The sequence below is a fragment of the Isoptericola sp. 178 genome (assembly GCF_030586525.1).
GTDB classification, from domain to species: domain Bacteria; phylum Actinomycetota; class Actinomycetes; order Actinomycetales; family Cellulomonadaceae; genus Isoptericola; species Isoptericola sediminis.
Genome location: NZ_JAUQYN010000001.1, coordinates 362,738 through 382,546 on the forward strand (window position 1 = coordinate 362,738; position 19,809 = coordinate 382,546).

General features: G+C 73.1%; 15 protein-coding genes. 10 read left to right on the plus strand and 5 right to left on the minus strand.

What is annotated here, in order from left to right; all coding sequences use genetic code 11:
- The first annotated feature begins 6 nt into the window (after window positions 1-6).
- Window positions 7-1,434 (plus strand): DNA repair protein RadA, encoded by a 1,428-nt coding sequence (gene radA, locus Q6349_RS01670; RefSeq protein WP_304602574.1) that lies wholly within the window; start codon window positions 7-9, stop codon window positions 1,432-1,434.
- Window positions 1,435-1,465: 31 nt separating this feature from the next.
- Window positions 1,466-2,551, plus strand: coding sequence for a DNA integrity scanning diadenylate cyclase DisA (disA, locus tag Q6349_RS01675; RefSeq protein ID WP_171246027.1), 1,086 nt, complete (start codon window positions 1,466-1,468; stop codon window positions 2,549-2,551).
- 5 nt (window positions 2,552-2,556) lie between these two features.
- On the opposite strand, the gene Q6349_RS01680 is transcribed toward disA, so the two are convergent.
- Complete coding sequence (locus Q6349_RS01680; RefSeq protein ID WP_304602576.1) at window positions 2,557-3,405, minus strand: hypothetical protein; 849 nt, start codon at window positions 3,403-3,405, stop codon at window positions 2,557-2,559.
- A gap of 582 nt (window positions 3,406-3,987) precedes the next feature.
- Here Q6349_RS01680 and Q6349_RS01685 point away from each other — a divergent pair.
- Window positions 3,988-4,857, plus strand: coding sequence for an A/G-specific adenine glycosylase (locus tag Q6349_RS01685; protein ID WP_304602577.1), 870 nt, complete (start codon window positions 3,988-3,990; stop codon window positions 4,855-4,857).
- A gap of 21 nt (window positions 4,858-4,878) precedes the next feature.
- Here Q6349_RS01685 and Q6349_RS01690 read toward each other — a convergent pair whose 3' ends face one another.
- Both Q6349_RS01690 and Q6349_RS01695 read right to left on the minus strand, forming a co-directional pair.
- Complete coding sequence (locus Q6349_RS01690) at window positions 4,879-5,391, minus strand: amino-acid N-acetyltransferase (protein WP_171246076.1); 513 nt, start codon at window positions 5,389-5,391, stop codon at window positions 4,879-4,881.
- Window positions 5,392-5,455: 64 nt separating this feature from the next.
- Window positions 5,456-6,409: a sugar-binding transcriptional regulator gene (locus tag Q6349_RS01695; protein WP_171246029.1), complete on the minus strand. Its 954-nt coding sequence runs from the start codon at window positions 6,407-6,409 to the stop codon at window positions 5,456-5,458.
- Window positions 6,410-6,520: 111 nt separating this feature from the next.
- Here Q6349_RS01695 and Q6349_RS01700 point away from each other — a divergent pair, with 111 nt between their 5' ends.
- The 5 genes from Q6349_RS01700 (at window position 6,521) to Q6349_RS01720 (ending at window position 13,571) form a co-directional block, all read left to right on the plus strand.
- Entirely contained in the window at window positions 6,521-8,263 is a 1,743-nt protein-coding gene (locus Q6349_RS01700; protein WP_304602578.1) for a glycerol-3-phosphate dehydrogenase/oxidase, read from the plus strand.
- A 118-nt stretch (window positions 8,264-8,381) separates the two neighbouring features.
- The gene (locus tag Q6349_RS01705) at window positions 8,382-9,116 is read left to right on the plus strand and encodes an MIP/aquaporin family protein (RefSeq protein ID WP_304602579.1); all 735 of its coding nucleotides are present in this window, start codon (window positions 8,382-8,384) and stop codon (window positions 9,114-9,116) included.
- Between the two features lie 60 nt (window positions 9,117-9,176).
- The gene (gene glpK / locus Q6349_RS01710; protein ID WP_304602580.1) at window positions 9,177-10,691 is read left to right on the plus strand and encodes a glycerol kinase GlpK; all 1,515 of its coding nucleotides are present in this window, start codon (window positions 9,177-9,179) and stop codon (window positions 10,689-10,691) included.
- A 154-nt stretch (window positions 10,692-10,845) separates the two neighbouring features.
- The gene (locus tag Q6349_RS01715; RefSeq protein ID WP_304602581.1) at window positions 10,846-12,162 is read left to right on the plus strand and encodes an alpha/beta fold hydrolase; all 1,317 of its coding nucleotides are present in this window, start codon (window positions 10,846-10,848) and stop codon (window positions 12,160-12,162) included.
- A gap of 104 nt (window positions 12,163-12,266) precedes the next feature.
- Window positions 12,267-13,571, plus strand: a complete 1,305-nt coding sequence (locus Q6349_RS01720; RefSeq protein ID WP_171246033.1) for a hemolysin family protein — start codon at window positions 12,267-12,269, stop codon at window positions 13,569-13,571.
- A gap of 25 nt (window positions 13,572-13,596) precedes the next feature.
- Here Q6349_RS01720 and Q6349_RS01725 read toward each other — a convergent pair whose 3' ends face one another.
- Complete coding sequence (locus tag Q6349_RS01725; RefSeq protein ID WP_304602582.1) at window positions 13,597-15,081, minus strand: XRE family transcriptional regulator; 1,485 nt, start codon at window positions 15,079-15,081, stop codon at window positions 13,597-13,599.
- 128 nt (window positions 15,082-15,209) lie between these two features.
- On the opposite strand from Q6349_RS01725, the gene Q6349_RS01730 reads away from it, so the two are divergent.
- The gene (locus Q6349_RS01730) at window positions 15,210-17,126 is read left to right on the plus strand and encodes a phosphoenolpyruvate carboxykinase (GTP) (RefSeq protein ID WP_304602583.1); all 1,917 of its coding nucleotides are present in this window, start codon (window positions 15,210-15,212) and stop codon (window positions 17,124-17,126) included.
- A gap of 84 nt (window positions 17,127-17,210) precedes the next feature.
- On the opposite strand, the gene trpS is transcribed toward Q6349_RS01730, so the two are convergent.
- Window positions 17,211-18,302, minus strand: a complete 1,092-nt coding sequence (trpS, locus tag Q6349_RS01735) for a tryptophan--tRNA ligase (protein WP_304602584.1) — start codon at window positions 18,300-18,302, stop codon at window positions 17,211-17,213.
- Window positions 18,303-18,519: 217 nt separating this feature from the next.
- Between trpS and Q6349_RS01740 the strand changes: the two genes are divergently transcribed.
- Window positions 18,520-19,794, plus strand: a complete 1,275-nt coding sequence (locus tag Q6349_RS01740) for a cation:proton antiporter (RefSeq protein WP_304602585.1) — start codon at window positions 18,520-18,522, stop codon at window positions 19,792-19,794.
- Window positions 19,795-19,809: the final 15 nt, after the last annotated feature.

Consider the following 19,809-nt stretch of genomic DNA (forward strand, 5'->3'; position numbering starts at 1 on the left):
TCGAGCGTGAGCACCACGACCACCTCGCGCGCAGGCCGCGCCAAGAGCTCCCGCCCCGGTTTCCGCTGCACCGAGTGCGGCTGGACGACGGTGAAGTGGGTGGGCCGCTGCGGCGAGTGCCAGGCGTGGGGCACGGTCGCCGAGGACGGCCCGGCGGCGGGACCGCGCACCACGGCGGTGCAGCCGGTGCGCTCGGCCGCCCGTCCCATCGCCGAGATCGACGTCGACTCCGCGCGCGCCACCCCGACGGGCGTCGACGAGCTGGACCGCGTGCTGGGCGGCGGCCTCGTCCCCGGAGCCGTCGTGCTCCTGGCGGGCGAACCGGGGGTCGGCAAGTCGACGCTGCTGCTGTCCGTGGCCTCCAACGCGGCCCGCGGCACCGACGGCCAGGACGCGCGCACGGTGCTGTACGTGACCGGCGAGGAGTCCGCGGGACAGGTCCGGCTGCGGGCCGAGCGGATCGGCGCCCTCGCACCGACCCTGCTGCTCGCGGCGGAGACGGACCTGGCCACGGTGCTCGGCCATCTCGACGCGGCGGACCCGGCGCTGCTGGTGGTGGACTCGGTCCAGACGATCGCCTCCGCGGAGGTCGACGGCGTCCCCGGCGGGGTGAGCCAGGTCCGCGAGGTCGCGGGCGCCCTCATCGCCGCGGCGAAGGAGCGTCAGGTCCCGGTGCTGCTGGTCGGCCACGTGACCAAGGACGGCGCGGTCGCCGGACCACGGACCCTCGAGCACCTGGTGGACGTCGTCTGCCAGTTCGAGGGCGACCGGCACTCGAGGCTCCGCATGGTGCGCGCGGTGAAGAACCGGTTCGGCCCCACGGACGAGGTGGGGTGCTTCGACCTGTCCGAGTCCGGCATCGAGGGCCTGAGCGACCCCAGCGGGCTGTTCCTGTCCCACCTCGGAGCGGGGGTGCCGGGCACCTGCGTGACCGTCACGCTCGAGGGACGCCGGCCGCTCGCCCTGGAGATCCAGTCCCTCGTGGCCCCGTCACCCCTGGCCAACCCTCGCCGGGCCACCAGCGGGGTCGAGTCGCAACGGCTGGCGATGATCCTCGCGGTGCTGCACCGGCACGCCGGCCTGCGGCTCGCCGACGCGGACGTGTACGCCTCGACGATCGGTGGTGCGCGGGTCACCGAGCCGGCCGCGGACCTCGCCACCGCGCTGGCGATCGTCTCGGCCCGGAGCGGCGAGGCCCTGCCGTCGGGCACGATCGCCGTCGGGGAGGTCGGCCTCGCCGGGGACATCCGGCCCGTGACGGGTCTGGAGCGGCGTCTGAGCGAGGCCGCCCGTCTCGGGTTCACCCGCGCCGTCGTGCCGGCGGGGGCCGCGGTCCGGGCGCCGGCCGGGTTGCAGGTGGCCGAGGCGCACCATCTCGCGGAGGCCGTGGAGCTGGCCTCGGCCCCGACCGGCGACGCGTCCCGCAGCCGCTGAACGAAACGCCTCCAGGACGTAGAATGCCCAGGTGGCCCCCAACATCGCGCAACCCGACGCCCTGCTGCGGGACACCCTTGCCGCCGTCGCCCCCGGCACCGAGCTCCGCGACGGCCTGGAGCGCATCCTGCGAGGGCGGACCGGTGCCCTGATCGTCCTCGGTCTCGACAAGACGGTCGAGGAGATCTGCTCGGGCGGCTTCGAGCTCGACGTCGAGTTCTCGGCCACGCGGCTGCGCGAGCTGTCCAAGATGGACGGCGCCGTCGTCCTCGACCGGGACGCCACCCGGATCCGCCGCGCCGCCGTCCAGCTCCTGCCGGACCCCTCGATCGAGACGAGCGAGTCGGGCACCCGGCACCGGACGGCCGAGCGCGTCGCGAAGCAGACCGGCTTCCCGATCGTCTCCGTGAGCCAGTCGATGCGGATCGTCGCGATCTACACGGGCTCGGTGCGGCACGTGCTGGAGGACTCCGACACGATCCTGGGCCGCGCCAACCAGGCGCTGGCGACCCTGGAGCGCTACCGCTCGCGACTGGACGAGGTCTCCGGCACCCTGTCGGCCCTCGAGATCGAGGACCTGGTCACCGTGCGGGACGTCTGCGCGGTGGTCCAGCGCCTGGAGATGGTGCGGCGCATCTCCGACGAGATCGACGGGTACGTGGTCGAGCTCGGCACCGACGGCCGGCTGCTCGCCCTCCAGCTCGACGAGCTCCTCGGCGGGATCGGCTCGGACCGCGACCTCGTCGTGCGCGACTACGTCGACGTCGAGCGCTCGGGCCGCAGCCTCGCGGCCGTCCACGCCGACCTGGCCCGGCTCGACTCGTCCCAGCTGCTCGACCTGTCGGAGATCGGGCGCGTCCTGCGACTGCCGGGTGCCGGGGTGGCACTCGACGCGGCCGTGGCGCCGCACGGCTACCGGCTGCTGTCGAAGGTCCCCCGCCTGCCGAGCACGATCGTCGAGCGACTGGTCCAGCAGTTCGGGGGCCTGCAGAAGCTGCTCGCCGCGAGCGTCGACGACCTCATGAGCGTCGAGGGCGTGGGCGACCACCGGGCACGCGCCGTGCGCGAGGGGCTGTCCCGCCTGGCGGAGTCCAGCATCCTCGAGCGGTACGTGTAGGGGGTTCAGCCCTCGGTCCCGGCGTCACCGCCGGGCTTCTTGCCGTTCCCTGAGTCCGACCGGCCGCCCGACCTCTCGGAGGCCTTGTCGCCGGACCGGCCCTCCTCGGAGGGGTCGGCATCCTCCTCGGCGGTGGTGCCGTCGTCCGTGGACGCGTCCTGCGCGGAACCCTCGGCGTCCTCGGCGTCCGCCGAGGGTTCCGGCGCGGGCGCCGCCTCGACGGTGACGTCCCAGGGCTCACCCTCGGCACCGGGGACGTCGTCCAGCAGGACCGTCGCGGTGTACTCGCCGGGAGGCACGTCACCCTGGGCGTCGCAGCCGGGCGTCGACCCGCTCCCGGACCAGCGGGCGGTGAGCTCCCAGCGCTCGTCGGTCCCGAGCAGGACGAGCTCCTCGCCCGCGCCGATGCAGTCCGCGGACGACCAGACGCGTTCGCCGCCGTCGGCCCCGGAGACGACCACCTGCATGCTCGACCGGTGCGCGTCGAGCAGGCACGGCATCCGCCCCTCGTTGGTCACGCGCACCGTCATCGACACCGCCTCGCCGAGCACCAGGGTGTCGCGGTCGCCGGAGAGCTCGGCGCGGACCGCCGAGGGGGTGCACGTCTCCGCCACCCCGGCGGGGTCGATCGCCTCCGGCGGGGCCTGCTTCTCGGCGACGAGCTCGAGCCGCGGCTCGGGCCAGGCGTCCCGCGCCCAGTCGACGGCGCGACCGATCCCGTACCCGGTCGCCGTGCCGGCGCCGACGAGCAGGCCGAGCACCAGGAGCACGATCGCGGGACCGCGGTGGGCGGTGCGGCTCCTCGCCGGGGCCGGTCGGCGCGACCGGGGCCGCGGCGTGCTGCCAGGAGCCACCAGGCCGTTCGTCGCCACCGACCGGCGACCTCCGCGGGCGGACCCCCGACCCCCGGTGGACCGGGACGCGGAACCCGCCGACCGGCTCCTCGACGAGGTCGCCCGGCCGGCGGTGGCCCCCGTCCTGCGACGCGTCGACCCCGCGGCACCCGTGGCGGCGCCTCGAGAGGTCGTGCGTCGGGTGCTCTGGGCCCGAGAGCTCGTCGCGCTGGACTTCTTCGGGGCGGACGTCCTGGTGGTGGACTTCTGCGGGGCCGCCTTCTTCGGCGCGGCCTTCTGCGGGGCCGCCTTCTTCGCCGCACCGCCCGACGTGGTCGACCGGCCCCCCGACGATCCCCTCGCTGCGGAGCCGGAACGGGAGGAGCCCCGGGACGACGTGGCGCGCGAGGACGGCGTGCGTCCCCCGGACGCCTGGCGCCCCCGCGCGGCACCTCCTCGCCCACGGTCCTTCGCTGCCGCCACCGTTCCCCCGCATCTCGACGAACACCTCTGCGCAGACCACGCTACGTGGTGCGGACCGACCGACGGAGGCGCCGCGCCGCCGTCCCGGGAAGCCGCTCCGGCCAGGCACAATGGGCGACCGTGGATGCACTGGTCGAACGGGTCACGGCGTGGTTCGCCCACGCCGCACGCGATCTCCCCTGGCGCGCCGCGGACCGGACCCCGTGGGGCGTCCTGGTCAGCGAGGTCATGCTCCAGCAGACCCCGGTCGTCCGGGTCGAGCCCGTGTGGCGCGAGTGGATGGAGCGGTGGCCCACCCCGGCGGCGCTGGCCGACGCCCCGACGTCCGAGGTGCTCCGCGCCTGGGGCCGGCTCGGCTATCCGCGCCGGGCGCTGCGGCTCGCGGACTGCGCGCGGGCGATCGTGGCCCGGCACGACGGGGAGGTCCCGTCCGGGGAGGAGGCCCTGCGTGCGCTGCCCGGCATCGGGGAGTACACCGCGGGGGCCGTCCGCGCCTTCGCCTTCGGCCGCCGCGCCGTCGTCGTGGACACGAACGTGAGGCGGGTCCAGGCCCGCGCCGTCACCGGCGTCGCGCTGCCGGCGCCGTCGTACACGGCGGCGGAGCGGCGGCTGGCCGTCTCCCTGGTGCCCGACGGCGACGAGGACGCCGCGACGTGGGCGGCCGCGTCCATGGAGCTGGGGGCGCTGGTCTGCACCGCCCGGACCCCGCGGTGCGACCGGTGCCCGGTCCAGGACCTGTGCGCCTGGCGCCTGGCCGGGTTCCCGCCGGACGAGCACGCGCACCGGCGGCGGACCCAGTCCTGGGACGGCACCGACCGGCAGGTGCGGGGCCGGGTCATGGCCGCGCTGCGCACCGCCGAAGGCCCCGTGCACCGTGCTCTGCTGGCCGACGCCGGTCCGGAGTCCCAGCTCGACCGGTGCCTGGCCGGGCTGGTGGAGGACGGGCTGGCCGAGACCGACGAGGCCGGCCGGTTCATGCTCCCGGCGTGACTCTCCGGCCGCCGTCGCTGCTCAGAGGTCCAGCAGCATGCGCGAGTTGCCGAGGGTGTTCGGCTTGACCCGCGCGAGGTCGAGGAACTCGGCCACCCCGTCGTCGTGCGACCGCAGCAGCTCGGCGTAGACCTCGCCGGTCACCGGGGTCCCGTCGATCTCGCGGAAACCGTGGGCGGCGAAGAAGTCGACCTCGAACGTGAGGCAGAACAGGCGCTTGAGTCCCATCTCCCGCGCCCGCAGGATCAGCTCCTCGACGAGAGCGTGCCCCAGCCCGCGCCCCCTCCAGGCCGGGTCGACGGCGAGCGTGCGGATCTCGGCGAGGTCGGCCCACATCACGTGCAGCGCGCCGCACCCGACCAGGCCCGCCTCCGGCCCGGCGTCGGCCACGAGGAACTCCTGCACCGACTCGTAGTAGCCGACGAGCTCCTTGGCCAGCAGGATGCGGTCCGTCGCGTACGGGGCGACGAGGTCGCGCACGCCGCGGACGTCCGCGGGCAGGGCGGGCCGGATGCGGAACGGTGCGTTCGACAGGTCGGGCACGTCAGCACCCTACGCGCGACGCCGGCACGCGGCCCGCACAGCGGCCGCGGACGGATCAGTCGGCCTCGACGAGCCCCGCGGCCGTGATCTCGTCGACGACGAGGTCCGTGACCACCCCGGCGGCCAGCGCGGCGCGCAACGGGGCGATCTTGTTGTCGCCCGCGGCGGCGCACAGCCGTCGCGGGAACCGCCGGAGCTGGTCCGGGGTGGGCCCCGTGGCCCGAGCGTTGATGGCGATGTCGCGGAACGACCCGTCAGGACGCAGGAAGACCGTGCAGACGTCGCCGACCACACCCGCGCCCTCGAGCGCCGCCACGTCCTCGGGTTCCAGGTACCCGGCCGAGTAGACGTGCGACGGGACACCGCCGGTGAGCGCACCCACGGAGAACACCGCGAGATCCGTCCTGGCCTGCACGTCGAGGACGCGGCGCACCGACCGCTCCCGCCACATGGCGTCCCGGGTCTCGGCGAAGTCGAAGAAGGCCGGCACGGGAAACGGGTGGGCGTGGGCCTCGAAGGTGGCCGCGATACGGTCCAGGAGGTCCCCGGCGTAGGCGACGCCGGAGGTCCGGTTGTTCGCCGCGCCGTTGAGCTGCACGACGGCGGAGCCCCGGGTGGGCTTGTCCATGAGGTGGCCCGCCACGGCGGCCAGCGTGGTCCCCCAGGCGATGCCGAGCACCATGTCGGAGTCGAACCAGCGCGTCACCAGACGGGCGGTGGTGCGGGCCACCTGACCGAGCCGTTGCGCGTCGTCGGCGGCGTCCGGCACCGGCACGACGTAGGTGTCGATGTCGTACTGCGCCGCGAGCCGCTGGCCGAGACCGGGTGCACGAGTGTGCGTGGGCCGCAGCGTGATCTCCACGACACCGGTCTCCCGCGCCCTCTTGAGCAGGCGCGACACGGTCGACCGCGACGTGCGCAGGTGCCGCGCGATCGTCTCCATCTTCATGTCCTGCAGGTAGTACATGGTCGCGGCCATGACCACGTCGCGTTCCCGGGGAGTCGTCACGGAACCAGGGTGCCGCAGCATGCCGCCAGATGCACGTTCGTGCATCTGGCTTGCGAGAATGTTCGACCGATGGTGCTCTGAGTTCCAGTCCGACCGAGAGGAGCACCCCCGATGGCCTCCCGACTCACTGCCGAGTCACGAACCCGCGCCCTGGCTGCGCTCGAGAGCTCGCAGGACTCCGCCTCCGAGCTCGACGTCCTCGTCATCGGCGGCGGGGTCACCGGCGCCGGCATCGCTCTCGACTCCGTCACGCGCGGGCTGTCCACCGCGATCGTCGAGTCCCAGGACTGGTCCGCAGGCACCTCCAGCTGGTCCAGCAAGCTGGTCCACGGCGGCCTGCGCTACCTGCAGATGCTCGACTTCTCCCTCGTGCACGAGGCGCTCACCGAACGCGACCTGCTCCTCAAGGAGCTCGCCCCGCACCTCGTCAAGCCCGTCCCCTTCCTGTACCCCCTCGAGCACCGGGTGTGGGAACGGGCCTACGTCGGGGCCGGCATCGCGCTGTACGACACCCTGGCCTCGGTCGCCCCGGGGAAGCGCGCGATGCCGCTGCACCGGCACCTGACCCGTCGGCAGATCAGCCGGAAGTTCCCGGACCTCGCGCACGAGGCCGCGATCGGCGCCGTGCAGTACTGGGACGCCTCCGTCGACGACTCGCGCCTCGTCGCCACGCTGGTCCGCACCGCGGTCGACTACGGCGCGCACGCCGCCACCCGCACCCAGGTCGTCGAGCTCACCAAGAGCAGCACCGGCACGGTCAACGGGGCCGTCGTCGTCGACCTGGAGACCGGTCGCGAGATCACGGTCCGCGCCCGGCACGTCATCAACGCCACCGGCGTGTGGACCGAGGACACCGAGGCCCTGGCCGGGGACGAGGGCGGCCTGCACGTGCTGGCCTCCAAGGGCATCCACGTCGTCGTCCCCCGGGAGCGCATCAAGGGGCAGGTCGGCCTGATCCTGCAGACCGAGAAGTCGGTGCTGTTCATCATCCCCTGGTCCCGGTACTGGATCATCGGCACCACGGACACCCCGTGGGAGCTGGACCCGGTCCATCCGGTGGCCACCGCGGCCGACATCGACTACGTGCTCGACCACGCCAACGCGGTGCTGGCCCACCCGCTCACGCGCGAGGACGTCATCGGCACCTACGCCGGCCTGCGTCCGCTGCTGCAGCCGGGCACCAAGGAGGGCACGAGCTCGGCGAAGGTCTCGCGCGAGCACACCGTCGCCTCCCCCGCCCCGGGCCTGACCGTCATCGCCGGCGGGAAGCTGACCACCTATCGCGTGATGGCCAAGGACGCCGTCGACTTCGCGATCGGCCAGCGGGCGCACGCGCTGCCGTCGGTGACCCACCAGATCCCGCTCATCGGCGCGGTCGGCCTGTCCGCCGCCCGTCGCCAGGCCCGCACCTGGGCGCAGCGGTACGGCTGGAGCCCGGCGATGGTCGACCACCTCCTGCACCGCTACGGCTCGGCGCTGCGCGAGCTCGTGACCCTGTGCGAGGAGGACCCGGGGCTCGCCGAACCGCTGGAGCACGCCCCCGCCTACCTGCGGGCCGAGATCCACTACGCGGTCAGCCACGAGGGCGCGCTGCACCTGGAGGACCTGCTCGTGAGACGTACCCGGCTCGTCTACGAGGTGGCCGACAAGGGGCGTGCCGCCCTCGAGGAGATCGCCGGGATCGCCGCACCCCTGCTCGGCTGGGACGACGAGACCAGGAAGCGGGAGATCGAGAGCTACCGGGCCCGGGCGGACGCCGAGGACGCGGCGGCCCAGGCCCCCGACGACGAGGCGGCCGCCGAGGCCCGGGGCAACGCCGGCGACCTGACGACGCTGCGGCCTCTGCGCACCTGACAGGACCCCCGGTCGCGCCGTCGCAGCATCGGCGGCGCGGCCGGTTCGCCGCGGCGACGAGGTCGTGGCACGACGCTCCGGGCACGGGCCCGGACCGAGAAGAGAAAGCGAGACGACGATGTCAACAGGCGAACTCTTCGTCAGCGAGATGCTGGGAACCGGGATGCTGCTGCTCCTCGGTGCCGGTGTCGTGGCGAACGTCATCCTGCCGAAGAACAAGGGGTTCAACGGCGGATGGCTTCTCATCAACTTCGGATGGGGCCTGGGTGTGTTCTCCGGTGTGTACGTCGCGTTCGCCAGCGGCGCCCACATCAACCCGGCCGTGACGTTCGGCATCTGGGCCAGCGGCGCCGAGGAGTTCGGTCCGGGCATCCCCGTCACCCTGGCGAACGGTGCGATCTACATCTCCGCCCAGATCGTCGGTGCCGCGCTCGGTTCCGCGATCGCCTTCCTCGCCTACAAGAAGCACTTCGACGAGGAGGCGCCGGCGCCGATCAAGCTCGCGGTGTTCTCCACCGGACCCGAGATCCGCTCCTACGGGTGGAACTTCGTCACCGAGGTCATCGGCACCTTCGTGCTGGTGTTCGTGGTGCTGAACTTCGGCAACTGGCCGGGTGACATCGGCCCGCTCGCCGTCGCCCTCCTGGTGGTCGGGATCGGTGCGAGCCTCGGTGGCCCCACCGGCTACGCCATCAACCCGGCCCGTGACCTCGGCCCCCGCATCGCGCACGCGCTGCTGCCGATCAAGGGCAAGGGTTCCAGCGACTGGGGCTACTCCTGGGTGCCGGTCCTCGGCCCCATCGTCGGCGGCGTCCTCGCCGGCCTGTTCGCTCCTCTGGTCGCCTTCGGCTGAGCCCGGCCCGGCGACCACCCATCCGTACCGCAATGACGCAACGACACGAAGGACATACCCATGGCTGACTACGTCCTCGCCATCGACCAGGGCACCACGAGCTCGCGTGCCATCGTCTTCGACCACTCCGGCCGCATCGTCTCGACCGGCCAGCTCGAGCACGACCAGATCTTCCCGAAGGCGGGCTGGGTCGAGCACAACCCCGAGCAGATCTGGAACAACACCCGCGAGGTCGTCGGCCTCGCCCTCACCCGCGGCAACCTCTCGCACGAGGACGTCGCCGCCGTCGGCATCACGAACCAGCGTGAGACCACGGTCGTGTGGGACAAGAACACCGGCAAGCCCGTCTACAACGCCATCGTCTGGCAGGACACCCGCACCCAGGCGATCGTGGACGAGCTGGGCGGCTCCGAGGGCCCCGAGAAGTACAAGTCGATCGTCGGGCTGCCGCTCGCGACCTACTTCTCCGGCCCGAAGATCAAGTGGATCCTCGACAACGTCGAGGGCGCCCGGGAGGCCGCGGACCGCGGCGACCTGCTGTTCGGCAATACCGACAGCTGGGTCCTGTGGAACATGACCGGCGGGACGGACGGCGGCGTGCACGTCACCGACGTCACCAACGCCTCGCGCACCATGCTCATGGACCTCGACACCCTCTCCTGGCGGGAGGACATCGCCGCGGACATGGGCATCCCGCTGTCGATGCTCCCCGAGATCCGGTCCTCGTCCGAGATCTACGGTCACGGACGCCCCCGCGGCATGGTCCCCGGTGTCCCGATCGCGGGCATCCTCGGCGACCAGCAGGCCGCCACCTTCGGCCAGGCGTGCTTCGAGGTCGGGACCGCGAAGAACACCTACGGCACCGGTAACTTCATGCTGCTCAACACCGGTACCGAGAAGGTGGCCAGCGAGAACGGTCTGCTCACCACGGTCTGCTACAAGATCGGGGACGCCGACGCCGTCTACGCCCTCGAGGGTGCCATCGCCGTCACCGGCTCGCTGGTCCAGTGGCTGCGGGACAACCTGGGGCTGTTCGACGACGCCCCGGACATCGAGTACCTGGCCGGCAAGGTCGACGACAACGGCGGCGCCTACTTCGTGCCGGCGTTCTCCGGCCTGTTCGCCCCGTACTGGCGGTCGGACGCCCGCGGTGCGCTCGTGGGCCTGACGCGGTACGTCAACCGCAACCACATCGCCCGCGCGGCCCTGGAGGCGGTCGCCTTCCAGACGCGCGAGGTCATGGACGCCATGCGGGCCGACTCCGGTGTGGACCTGACCGAGCTGAAGGTCGACGGCGGCATGGTCGCCAACAACCTGCTCATGCAGTTCCAGGCGGACCAGCTCGGCGTCGACGTCGTGCGGCCCGAGGTCGCCGAGACCACGGCCCTCGGTGCGGCGTACGCCGCCGGCATCGCCGTCGGCTTCTGGTCGGGCGAGCAGGACGTCCGCGACAACTGGATCGAGGGCCAGCGGTGGACGCCGTCGCTGCCCGAGGACGAGCGCGAGCGGCTGTACCGCCAGTGGAAGAAGGCGGTGACCAAGACCTTCGACTGGGTCGACGAAGACACCAAGTAGTTGTGCCGCCGAGGGGACGGCACGACCCGCACGACCGTGTTCACGCGCCCTGGGGGGCGCTCCACTTCGGGAACATCGACGGTCGCACGGGTCGTGCCGTCCCCTCGGCTCGTCCGCGCCGTGCGGTGCGGGGCGAGGCTCGTAGGCTGGCGTCGTGAAGAGCACCGTCACGAGCGAGTCCGCGTACACGATCCCCGGCGTCCACGTCACCGACCGCACCCTGACGGTGCCGCTGGACTGGTCCGCCCCCGCCGACGACCGCACGCTCAGCGTGTTCGTGCGTGAGCTGGTGGATCCGACGAAACGGTCCGAGGACCTGCCGCTGCTGGTGTTCCTGCAGGGTGGCCCCGGCGGCAAGGGTCCCCGCCCCACGGGTCCCGACGGCTGGGTCGGCGAGGCGCTGAAGCGGTTCCGGGTCGTGCTGCTCGACCAGCGCGGCACCGGGCGTTCGACGGCGGTGCGGGCCCGTGCGCTCGCCGCCCTCGGCTCCCCCGAGGTCCAGGCCGAGTACCTGTCGCACCTGCGTGCCGACTCCATCGTCCGCGACGCCGAGCACGTGCGGAAGTCCATCTACGGCGGCCGTCGCTGGTCGACGCTCGGACAGTCCTACGGCGGGTTCGTCACCCTGACCTACCTGTCGCTCGCCCCCGAGGGCCTGGCGGCGTCCTACGTGACCGGGGGCCTGGCCGGCCTCGACGCCGGGCCCGAGGAGGTCTACCGGCGCACGCAGGCGCGGGTCGCGACGAAGAACGCGCAGTACCGCGGCCGGTACCCCGACGACGTGCCCCGGATCGCCCGGATCGCGGACCGGATCGCCGACGGCGACGTGCGGCTGCCCGGTGGAGACCTGCTGAGCATCGAGCGCTTCCAGTCGCTGGGGATGGCCTTCGGCATGGGCCCCGGGTTCGAGCGCGTGCACTGGATCGTCGACGAGGCCTTCGACGCCGGGGCACCGGACGAGCTCACCGACACCTTCCTCGCGGACGTCGAGGCCGCCACGGGGTTCGCCACCAACCCGATGTACGCCGTGCTGCACGAGTCGATCTACGCCCAGGCGGGCACCGGGCCGACGGCGTGGGCCGCGCAGCAGGTGCGCGAGAGCGACCCGAAGTTCGCCGCGGGCGCGCGCCCGCTGCTGTTCACCGGCGAGATGATCTACCCCTGGATGTTCGACCAGGTCGCCGCGCTGCGCCCGTTCCGCGACGCGGCGCAGGCCCTGGCCGCCCGCCGTGACTGGGGCGACCTGTACGACACCGCGGTGCTGGCCGCCAACGAGGTGCCGATGGAGGCGGCGGTCTACTTCGACGACATGTTCGTCGACGCCGCGCTCTCCCTGGACACCGCCTCCCGGGTCGGGAACGCCCGGGCATGGGTCACCAACCAGTTCGAGCACGACGGGCTGCGCGCCGGCGACGTGTTCACGACGCTGCTCGACCGCCTCGACGCCCGGGGCGGTCCGGTGCGCGACTGAACCGTCCGGTGCGCCGGGGGCGCTGACGCGCGAACAGCGCCGACCTGCGGAAGTCTCGTGACCAGCGGTAGCGCCGCCCCGGCGGCCCGAACCCGGAGGGAGCCGTGGACGCGGAGACCTGGCGGAACATCGCCCTGGTGCTGGGGTTCGTGCTGCTCGGCGGGGTGTTCGCCGGGACCGAGTTCGCCCTCGTCTCGCTGCGCGAGGGGCAGATCGCCGAGCTGGAGCGCCACGGGTCGCGCGGGCGCCGGGTCGCCGCCGTCGCCCGCGACCCCAACAGGTTCCTCGCCGCCGTGCAGATCGGCGTCACGGTGGCCGGGTTCTTCTCCGCCGCCTACGGCGCGTCGACGCTCGCCCCCGACCTCGCGCCGGTGCTGGAGTCGCTCGGCCTCTCGCCGGGTGCGGCGTCGACCGCCGCCCTGGTCACGCTGACGCTGCTCGTCGCCTACGCCTCCCTGGTGCTGGGCGAGCTCGTCCCGAAGCGGCTGGCCCTGCAACGCTCGGTCCAGGTGTCCCTCGTCGTCGGACCGCCCCTGGACCGGTTCTCGCGGATCATCCGACCCGTCATCTGGCTGCTGTCCCGCTCCACCGACGCGGTGGTCCGGCTGCTGGGCGGCAACCCGGACGTCCGGGCACCGCAGATGACCGGGGAGGAGCTGCGCCGGGCGGTCAGCGAGCACCCCGGTTTCTCCCCCGAGGAGCGCGAGATCGTGACCGACGTCTTCACGGCCTCCGAGCGGACGCTGGCCGAGGTCATGCGCCCGCGCCCCGACGTCACCTTCCTGCCGGCGGACCTCGCCGTCGACGAGGCGGTCGACGCCGTGGGGGACGAGCCCTCCACTCGGTTCCCCGTCGTGGACGACGGCGTGGACGACGTCGTCGGGTTCGTGCACCTGCGCGACCTGGTCCGCGAGCTGCGCACCCCGGCCCGACGACGGCGGACCCTGCGGGAGATCGTCCGCCCGGCCCTGGAGATGCCCGGCACCAACCGGCTGCTGCCCGCCCTGACCACGATGCGCCAGGAGGGCATCCACCTGGCCGTCGTGCGCGACGAGTACGGCGGCACCGACGGCATCGCCACCCTCGAGGACCTCGTCGAGGAGCTCGTGCGGGACATCCGCGCCGAACCGGACCCGCGCAGCCCGGAGCTCGGCACCGACGAGGTCGACGCCGGTCTCACGCTCGAGGACTTCGCCCGGGAGACCGGGATCGAGCTGCCCGAGGGGCCGTACGAGACCGCGGCGGGATTCGTGCTGGCCGCCCTGGGGCGGATCGCCGTCCCCGGCGACGTCGTCCGCGTCGCCGGGACGACGCTGACGGTGACCGCCGTGGACCGGCAGCGGATCCGGGCGCTGCACGTGGGTCCGGGACGCGGCCCGCACGACCCGGGAGGACCGGGTCCGCACTGAGGTGCGGGCCCGGTGCCGACCCGGCTCAGGGGGACGGGTCGTCGTCCTGGTCGGGGTCGGGGGCGTGCCGTTCGAGGAACCGGTACACGTCGGTGTCGTCCACGCCCGGGAACACCCCCCGGGGCAGTGCGGCGAGGACCTGCTGGTGCATGCGCGCGCTCGGCCACGACGCACGCTCCCACCGCTGCGCCAGGTCCTCGGGGGGCCGCCGGCAGCACGCCGGGTCCGGGCAGGTCGACGTGCGCCGCACCCGCGTGTCCCGGCCGCGGAACCACTTGGCGTGGGCGTACGGCACCCCGACCGTGATGGAGAACTGGCTTCCGTCGGCCGCCGTCCCGGTCTGCACCGAGTCCCAGAAGGTCCCCGCCGGGGTGTCCGTGTACTGGTAGGACTCGGTCGCCCGGTCGCGCCGCGTGAACGCCTCCCGCGCGGGCCATCGCCGGCAGACGAGCTGCCCCTCGATCGCGCCGGTCACGTCCTGCGGCAGCGGCAGCCCGTCGTTCGCGTAGCCGCGGAACAGGGCGCCGTCGTCCCCGACCCGCAGGAAGTGCAGCGGGATGCCGAGGTGGACGGTGGCGAGGTTGGTCAGCCGCATGGCGGCGGCCTCGTGGGTGACCCCGAACGAGTCGCGGAAGTCCTCCACCGCCAGGTCCTTGGCCCGCTTGTGCTGCTCGAGGAAGCTGACGGCCGTCGACTGCGGCATGAGGCAGGCCGCGGCGAAGTAGGTGATCTCGACGCGCTGGCGCAGGAAGTCGGCGTAGGACCGCGGACGCTCGTGGCCCAGGACCCGGTGGGCGATCGCCTGCAGGGCCAGCGAGCGCAGACCGTGCCCGCCCGGGATCGACGCCGGCGGCAGGTACACGCGCCCGTTCTTCCAGTCCGTCACCGACCGGGCCGAGCGCGGCAGGTCGTCCACGTGCAGGATCGTCAGGCCCAGCTCCCCGGCCATCTGCGCCACGGTGCGGTGCGTGAGCGCACCACCGGTGTAGCCGGCGCGCCGCGTCATGTCCTCGGCCAGCGCCTCGATCTCGGGCAGGTGGTTGTCGCGGTCCTGGCGCTCGCGGCGCAGCACGGTGTTGGCCCGCCGCGCCTCCTCCGGCGTCGCGATCGCTTCCTCCTCGCGGCGCGCCAGCTCGTCGTGCAGCCCCACGAGGTGCTCCAGCACCGGTACGGGCAACCGCTGGCTGGGCTTCACGACCGGCAGCCCGAGGGCTCCGAACAACGGTCCGCGCTGCGCACGCTCGAGCGCGATCTCCAGCGCGGCGCGACGCGACGGCGGCTCGTCGGCGAGCAGGTCCGTCAACGGCACCTCGAGGGTCTCGGCGATCGCCCGCAGCAGGGACAGCCGGGGTTCGCGTCGCCCGTTCTCGACGAGCGAGAGCAGGCTCGGGGCGGACTCCACCTGACGCCCCAGGGCCTCGAGCGTGAGCCCGCGGGACGTCCGGGCGTGGCGGATGCGGCGCCCCAGGGTGATCAGGTCCGGGGCCTCCGACGTCGGTTCGACGGTCATCTCTTCACGCTACGTGAAGATCAGCCGATCTTCATAGCGTCCACGGCACCAAAGACCGCCTGACCAGGAGGAGAATGTGAAGCAGGAGCTCGTCGTCCCGGCGGGCACACCCGACGGACGGAGCAGCCATGACCTTCACCGCGAACCCCCGCCGGACACGGCTGGCCCTCGCCGAGCTCACCCCGGACGTCCTCGACCGCACCGACGGCTTCGGCCTCACCGCGACCGACACGGGATCGGCAGGCCGGACGTCGCCGCGGGACGTGCGCGCGTGGGTCGACGAGATCGCCGCGCTCACGCAGCCCGACGAGATCGTGTGGTGCGACGGCTCCGCCGCGGAGAAGCAGCGTCTGATCGACGAGATGGTCGAGACGGGCACCCTCGTGAAGCTCGCCGAGGACAAGCGCCCGAACTCCTACCTCGCCCGGTCGAACCCGTCCGACGTGGCCCGGGTCGAGTCCCGGACCTTCATCTGCTCCGAGCGCGAGGAGGACGCCGGCCCCACCAACAACTGGTGCGACCCGGCCACGATGCGCGACGAGCTCGACGGGGTCTTCGAGGGCTCGATGCGGGGCCGCACGATGTACGTCGTGCCGTTCTCCATGGGGCCGGTGGGCGGCCCGATCTCCCAGGTCGGCGTGGAGGTCACCGACTCGCCCTACGTCGTGGTGTCCATGCACGTGATGACCCGGGTCTCGCCGCGCGTGGTCGACCTCATCGACGGCGGGCAGCAGTGGGTGCCGGCCGTGCACTCGGTGGGTGCGCCGCTGGCCGAGGGCGAGGAGGACGTCGCCTGGCCCTGCAACGACACCAAGTACATCGTGCACTACCCCGAGAGCCGCGAGATCTGGTCCTACGGCTCCGGCTACGGCGGCAACGCCCTGCTCGGCAAGAAGTGCTTCGCGCTGCGCATCGCCTCCGCGATGGCCCGCGACGAGGGCTGGCTGGCCGAGCACATGCTGCTCATCCGCGTCACCTCCCCCGAGCAGCGGCAGTACCACGTGGCCGCCGCCTTCCCCAGCGCCTGCGGCAAGACCAACCTCGCGATGCTGCAGCCGACGATCCCCGGCTGGACGGTCGAGACGATCGGCGACGACATCGTGTGGATGCGTCCCGGCCCGGACGGCACCCTGCGTGCGATCAACCCGGAGGCCGGGTTCTTCGGCGTCGCCCCCGGCACCGGCGTGGACACCAACCCGACGGCGATCGAGACGCTGACGCACGACGTCATCTTCACCAACGTGGCCCTGACCGACGACGGCGACGTCTGGTGGGAGGGACTGACCCCGGAGCCGCCGGCGCACCTGATCGACTGGCAGGGCGAGGACTGGACCCCGGACTCCGACCGCCCGGCGGCCCACCCGAACTCGCGCTTCACCGTCGCGGCCGCCCAGTGCCCGACCATCGCCGACGTCTGGGAGGACCCCGCCGGCGTCCCGGTCGACGCGATCGTCTTCGGCGGCCGCCGGGCGTCGAACGTCCCGCTGGTCACCCAGGCGACGAGCTGGGACCACGGCGTGTTCATGGGCGCCACCATCAGCTCGGAGCGCACCGCCGCGGCCGAGGGCGCCGTCGGCGAGCTGCGCCGCGACCCCTTCGCCATGCTGCCGTTCTGCGGCTACAACATGGCCGACCACTGGGGCCACTGGCTGGAGGTCGGCGCCGGCCTGCCCGCCGAGCACCGCCCGAAGATCTTCCAGGTCAACTGGTTCCGCAAGGACGCCGAGGGTCGGTTCATCTGGCCCGGGTTCGGGGAGAACTCCCGGGTCATCAAGTGGATCGCCGGGCAGATCGATCGCTCCCGCGGCGTGCGGACCGACAGCGGTGCGGTCGCGTCGCCCCTGGGCCTGCTCCCCGCCGCCGGGGCGCTCGACACCAGCGGCCTCGACCTGTCCGACGAGGAGATGGCGGCGCTGTTCGACGTCCCGGCCGAGGCCTGGCTCGCCGAGACGGACCTCACCGAGGAGTTCTTCGCCCGGTTCGGCGACCACCTGCCCCGCGAGATGACGACGCAGCTCGAGCGCCTGCGCGGCCGCCTGCGCTGACCCCGGGAGACCAACGAGCGTGCCCGGTGTGGACGTCATCCGTCACGATGGCGTCGACACCGGGCACGCTCGTTGCCGGAGGTCTCAGGTGTAGCGCATCCCCATCAGCTCGCGGACGTCGGTGAGCGTCCCTTCGGCCAGCACGTTCGCGCGGGCGTTGCCCCGGCGCAGCACGTCGCCGACGACGGCAGCACCGTCGGCCGCCAGGGCCCGCCGGCGGGCACGCACCGGGCGCAGCCCCTCGACGACCCCCTCGGTGACGACCTGCTTGAGCCGACCCGCACCTCCCGCACCGACGGAGGCCGCCAGCGACTCCGGTGTCGTCCCGGCGAAGTGGGCACCGATGCGCAGCAGGTTGGCGACCTCCGGGCGGGTCTCGGGGTCGAAGGTGATGTGGCGCTCGGAGTCGGTGCGCGCCCGCCGGAAGAACGCCGCCGTGTCGTCCTCCGACGCCCTCAGCTCCAGGGAGTTCCCCCGGGACTTCGCCATCTTCACGCCGTCGTGCCCGAGCACCGTCACCGCGTCCGTCAGCAGCGCGTCCGGCTCGGCGAAGTACGGCTGGGCGGCGGTGAAACGCTGGTTGAACCGCCGCGCCACCGCCCTGGAGACCTCCAGGTGCGGCAGCTGGTCGGCGCCGACGGGCACCAGGTTCCCGTGCACGGCCAGGATGTCGGCGGCCTGGTGCACCGGGTAGGTGAGCAGCAGGCCGGACATCCCTCGTCCCTGCCGGCCGGCGGCGTCCGAGGCCTCGGACTTCACCGTCGGGTTGCGTTCCAGCTCGGCGACGGTCACCAGCGACAGGAAGGGCAGCATGAGCTGGTGCAGGGCGGGGACCGCCGAGTGGGTGAAGATCGTGGTGCGGTCCGGGTCGATGCCGGCCGCGAGATAGTCGAGCACCACCTCGCGCACGACTCCGGGCAGGTCACCGGTCTCGTCACGGTCGGTGATCACCTGGTAGTCGGCGATCACGAGCACGACGTCGAGGCCCGCCTGCTGCAGCCTGACCCGGTTGGCGAGCGTGGCCAGGTAGTGGCCCAGGTGGAGGGCGCCGGTGGGTCGGTCCCCGGTCAGGACCCGGAACCGGGAGGGGTCGCGGGTGATCTGCGCCTCGATCTCGGCGCTGCGGGCACGGGCGGCCCGGACGGAGGCGGTTTCGGTGTCGGTCGCGGCGGTCATCGTGGGCTCCTTCGGTGGGGAGCGACCCACCGAAGGCCCGACGTCGGCCGATACGCGACGAGTCCCGGGCTGCGGCGGGCAGCTCGGGACTCGGGTGGCTCGGGGCGCGTCAGGTCACGGCTGCAGTCGCAGCCGCCACCAGTCGTTACGCCCCGTCATGAGGCCAACCTAGCGCACCGCGCGGCGGGCCCGCGGCGCTCCTGCCACGATCGATCCCATGGGAATCGCGGTGCTCGCCCCCTTCGCCGTCCTGGTGCTCGCCTGGGCGCTCGTCTCGGGCGCCCTGCAGCGCCGGGAGGTGACCGGGCCGCTCGTCTTCGTCGCCGCCGGGGCCCTGCTGGCCAACGACGCCTGGGGGCCGTTCCCGGTGAACATCGAGACGGCGTCGGTCCACACCCTCGCCGAGATCACGCTGGCCCTCGTGCTGTTCGCCGACGCCGCCCGCATCAACCTGCGCAACCTGCGGCGCAACGCGACGTTGCCGCTGCGGCTGCTCCTCGTCGGGTTCCCGCTCACGCTGCTGCTCGGGTTCGGGGCCGCGGTACTGATCCTGGCCGACCTGCCGTGGGAGCTGGCGCTGCTCGTCGCGGCGGCGCTGGCTCCGACCGACGCCGCGCTCAGCGCCCAGGTGATCGGCGACCGGCGGGTGCCCGGTCGCCTGCGCGTCGCCGTCAACGTCGAGTCCGGACTCAACGACGGCGTGGTCACCCCCGTGGTGACGCTCGCGATCGCCCTGGCAGGCATCACGCTGGGCGTGGGATCGCTGGAACGCACGGGAGTTGCCGGTGCACTGCTGGAGCTCGGCCTGGGAGTCTCCGTCGGCGGGGGCATCGGTCTGCTCGGCGCCTGGGGCGTGACCCTGTCCGCCCGGCGCGGGTGGGCCGAACCCGGTGCGCTGCCGATCGGGACCCTGGCCACCGGGGTCGGGGCCTTCGCCGTGTCGCTCTCCGTCTCCGGCAACGGGTTCGTGGCCGCCTTCGTCGGCGGACTGGTCTTCGGTCTGGTCGTCGACCGCGAGCAGGGCGACGAGCACGAGCTCACCGAGCTGACCGAGCTGGGCGGGGAGCTCATGACCTTCGTGGTGTGGTTCCTGTTCGGCGCAGCGCTGGTGCCGATCGCGATCGAGCAGCTGAGCGTCGCCACGGTCGGCTACGCGCTGCTGAGCCTCACCGTCGTGCGGATGCTCCCGGTGGTGCTGGCGATGACGGGCACCGGCCTGGCCTCCCGGGACGTGCTGTTCCTCGGCTGGTTCGGCCCACGGGGGCTCGCCTCGGTGGTGTTCGCCCTCCTGGCGGTCGAGAGTCTCGGCGAGTCCGAACCCGTGCTGTCGGCCGTCGCGACCATCACCACGACCGTGATGCTCTCCGTCCTGCTCCACGGCGCCTCGGCCGGCCCCGTCGCCGCCCGGTACGGGATGCTGGACGAGATGCACGTGCGCGGGCGGTCGAGCAAGCTCGGACCCCCGCGCGGTCGGGTCGGCCATGGACGCTGACGTTGCAGCGGCGTC

What these genes read in the sequence shown, in the direction of transcription:
- glpK (WP_304602580.1), top strand. Translation starts at nt 9,177, where the DNA reads ATGGCTGACTACGTCCTCGCCATCGACCAGGGCACCACGAGCTCGCGT.
- trpS (WP_304602584.1), bottom strand. Translation starts at nt 18,302, where the DNA reads ATGACCGCCGCGACCGACACCGAAACCGCCTCCGTCCGGGCCGCCCGT.
- Q6349_RS01700 (WP_304602578.1), top strand. Translation starts at nt 6,521, where the DNA reads ATGGCCTCCCGACTCACTGCCGAGTCACGAACCCGCGCCCTGGCTGCG.
- Q6349_RS01725 (WP_304602582.1), bottom strand. Translation starts at nt 15,081, where the DNA reads ATGACCGTCGAACCGACGTCGGAGGCCCCGGACCTGATCACCCTGGGG.
- Q6349_RS01730 (WP_304602583.1), top strand. Translation starts at nt 15,210, where the DNA reads ATGACCTTCACCGCGAACCCCCGCCGGACACGGCTGGCCCTCGCCGAG.
- Q6349_RS01740 (WP_304602585.1), top strand. Translation starts at nt 18,520, where the DNA reads ATGGGAATCGCGGTGCTCGCCCCCTTCGCCGTCCTGGTGCTCGCCTGG.
- Q6349_RS01705 (WP_304602579.1), top strand. Translation starts at nt 8,382, where the DNA reads ATGTCAACAGGCGAACTCTTCGTCAGCGAGATGCTGGGAACCGGGATG.